This window comes from Auritidibacter ignavus (assembly GCF_003703835.1).
Lineage (GTDB): Bacteria > Actinomycetota > Actinomycetes > Actinomycetales > Micrococcaceae > Auritidibacter > Auritidibacter ignavus.
Map to the genome: position 1 here is coordinate 1 of NZ_RDQR01000042.1, position 3106 is coordinate 3106.

Consider the following 3106-nt stretch of genomic DNA (forward strand, 5'->3'; position numbering starts at 1 on the left):
AGGCACGTCGAGGTCTTTCAGATGGCTTGTGTAGGAACTTCCATCATCGGAAGGCCTCGACCTCTATCCAGCTATCGACGCGCCACTTCCCCGAGACCCCCGTCTACACCCTCGATTGTGAAGAGCCCACAATGGTGCCCATCACCACCGGTGGCATGAGCGCGTGAATCCAGCCGGTACCGACCTGATGGACGACCAGGCCCACTAAGAATAAGGTGACCCCGGCGATGAGTACCCCGCCCATGGCGGCATACATGTTATGGGCCTGGGTGGCGGCGGTAATGGGTGCGATGAAGGCAAAGGAGGATCCCAGGTAGCTGGGCACCCGCCCGGCGGTCAGGAGCAAAAACAGCACCGTGCCCACTGCGGAGAAAAACAGGGCAGTGGTCGCCGGAAACCCGGTCAGCGTCGGCACCAGCACAGTCGCACCGAACATGGCCATCACGTGTTGCACTCCGACCCCGATGGTCAACGGCCAGCGCAACCGCTCTTCTGGTAGCACCACTTCACCGGGACGAATGTGCCGTCCATCGCCATGGAGTCTCCAGGTGAGTCCGAGTTTCTGTCTCAAAGTGCCGGCCATGGCCTCCCCTTATGCACGAGTGCGGTGATCAGATCGGCTCGATTGTAGCCCATTCTCACCCGGCGTGACTTTCTCCGGTAGCGTTAACCCCGTGAGTAAACAATTGGGCGTGATTGGTGAAGCACTCGTTGATGTGGTGATCTCGGATACCGCCGAACAACGAGCCTTTCCGGGCGGATCGCCGCTGAACGTGGCCGTCGGGCTGGCCAAACTGGGTCACGATGTCTTTTTTGCCGGTCGCTGGGGTCGGGACGAGTTCGGTGATTTGATCGATCAGCACGTGAGCACTCACGGCGTGAAACCGGTGCTCGAGCGGGTGGAGACCACCTCCGTGGCCCGGGCCTACCTCGACCCCTCCGGAGTGGCCTCCTATGAGTTCGACCTGAACTGGGAGGTGCCCGAGACCTTGGTCGCCGAGTTCGCCACCGCCACCGGCGGGGCCGAGCTCGATCACGTTCACGTGGGATCCATCGGTACTGTGTTAGCACCTGGGGCCGCCACGGTGCTGAGAGCTCTGACCGCTGTGCGCGAGCACGCCACCATCAGCTACGACCCCAACTGCCGGCCCACCATTTTGCCCGATCGGCAGGCCTACCGGCAGCGGGCCGAAGAGATCGTGGGCTTGACCGATATCGTCCACGCCTCCGATGAAGACCTCACCTGGCTGTATCCGCACCGCGAGATCACCGACTCACTGCGCGATTGGGCGGCCCGCGGGCCGGGGCTCGTCATTGTCACCCGAGGCGCCCGCACCATTCTGGGAAGTTGTGCTGACGGGGAGATTTTTGAGATGCCGATCGTCCCGGTACAGGTCGCCGACACCGTCGGGGCCGGGGATTCCTTCACCGCCGCATTGTTGTGGGCGTTGCACCAGGTGCTCGGCGATCGTGCGGGCATCCACCGACTTTCCACCAGCGCCGCCCAGCACGCGGTGCGCATCGCCGCCCACGCCTCGGCGATCACCAGCTCCCGGCCGGGAGCCAACCCACCCGAGACCGCAGAACTCCTGGCAGCGCTACAGGTTGCCGGCATCGACCCGCAGGGCTTACCGTGAACCGGGATGGCCTGAGCCCGCACGGGGAATCCGTCGAGCGTGACGCGACGGGCCATCCCGTGCGCCGGCCGGGCCTGATCGCCTCCGATCTCGACGGCACCATCATCTCCTACCGTCACCCCGCCGGTGGGTCGGTCATCACCCCGCGCACCACCGCTGCCTTTCAGGCCGCCCAAGAAGCCGGCATCCCGGTGGTCTTTGTGACCGGCCGACCCATGCGGTGGATGTCCGGACTCGTCGCGACTCTGAACGGGCCGGCGATCTGTTCTAACGGGGCGGTGATCTATGATTTGAGCTCCGAGACCGTGCTGGAGGCCCACCCGATCCCGGTAGCGAGTGTGGTCGCCGTCTACGAGGAGCTCCGCCGGATCGAACCCGGAGCTCGGTGTGGATTTGAAACCCTGACCGGCTTCGTGGTAGAGCCCGGCTTTCGAGATGACCACCCCGAGGACCCCAGTGGATATCACCCCGGAGGGTTGCACCACTACCCACGCACCATTGACGGCTTGGACGAGCATCCCGGGGTGCTGAAGTTCATGGTCCGCGTTCCCGACCGGGAACCCGACCAGCTCTTGGCCAGGGTGCGCGCACACCTAGGTACCGCCGTGACCGTGACCCATTCGGCCCCCGGCCAACCCTTGTTGGAGATCTCGCGGGCCGACGTGAATAAAGCCGCGACCCTGGCCGATTACGCCACCTCTCTGGGAGTCCACGCCAACGAGGTCGTGGCCTTCGGCGACCAGCTCAATGATGTGGAAATGATTCGCTGGGCCGGCACCGGGTACGCGGTCGGCTCCGGACACCCCGAGCTGAAAGCAGCCGCCAATGCGGTCACCGCGGACTGTGACGATGACGGGGTGGCCGCGGTGATCGAGCATTTGATGCACCTACCCACCTAGGATCTTCTTTACCGAGAGCGGGGCAAGTGCCGTGCCTCATGTTGTTGAGCATGAATGGATTGTCGTAGTTCAGATTTGAAGGATTGCATCGTCGTAGCAGGGTCTGATGTTCAAGCTGGTGTCGTAGCGACTTTACGTTATTTTCTGGCTTTATGGGTTTGAACTGTTAGATGTCTTCGTTTTTGTTATGGCCTTCTGGGTCTGCCGTGCTGGGAAATGATTTAGCTGAGCTCGATCGGATTCAATGATTGGTAGAACTTGAACCGTCCTGGGTTTTGTTCCGTCCTAAAATGAGAGGATAGAACTATGCCAACCAAATACCCGCTGTCGTTTAAAGATCGTGCCACGCGCATGGTGTTTGATCGGCTCGAAGATGAGGACGCGCCGAGCCGGTATGTGGTGATTCGTGAAACCGCGCCCAAGCTCAGTATCGCGACAGAGATGTTGCGTCGTTGGGTGGAACAAGCTGAAGTGGATACCGGTCAGAAGTCAGGGGTGTCCACGGATGCCCAAGCGCAAATCCGGAAGCTGAAGCGGGAGAACGCGGAGCTGTGCTGGGCTAATGAGATC

The 3106-nt window shown here is 61.9% G+C and carries 3 protein-coding genes and 1 pseudogene; 3 read left to right on the forward strand and 1 reads right to left on the reverse strand.

Annotation, left to right across the window (positions count from 1 at the left end):
- Window positions 1-127: 127 nt before the first annotated feature.
- A pseudogene (locus DYI20_RS12060) lies at window positions 128-583 on the reverse strand (solute carrier family 23 protein); the annotation flags it as partial.
- 91 nt (window positions 584-674) lie between these two features.
- Here DYI20_RS12060 and DYI20_RS12065 point away from each other — a divergent pair.
- The 3 genes from DYI20_RS12065 to DYI20_RS12075 form a co-directional block, all read left to right on the forward strand.
- Window positions 675-1637 carry a carbohydrate kinase family protein gene (locus DYI20_RS12065; RefSeq protein WP_244924696.1) on the forward strand — a complete coding sequence of 321 codons (963 nt, stop codon included), beginning with the start codon at window positions 675-677 and terminating at the stop codon, window positions 1635-1637.
- Window positions 1634-2536, forward strand: a complete 903-nt coding sequence (locus DYI20_RS12070) for a Cof-type HAD-IIB family hydrolase (protein ID WP_244924697.1) — start codon at window positions 1634-1636, stop codon at window positions 2534-2536. Before DYI20_RS12065 ends, DYI20_RS12070 begins: the two co-directional genes overlap by 4 nt.
- A 306-nt stretch (window positions 2537-2842) precedes the next feature.
- Window positions 2843-3106: transposase (locus DYI20_RS12075; RefSeq protein ID WP_147472568.1), on the forward strand; the 264-nt coding region annotated here is incomplete at its 3' end.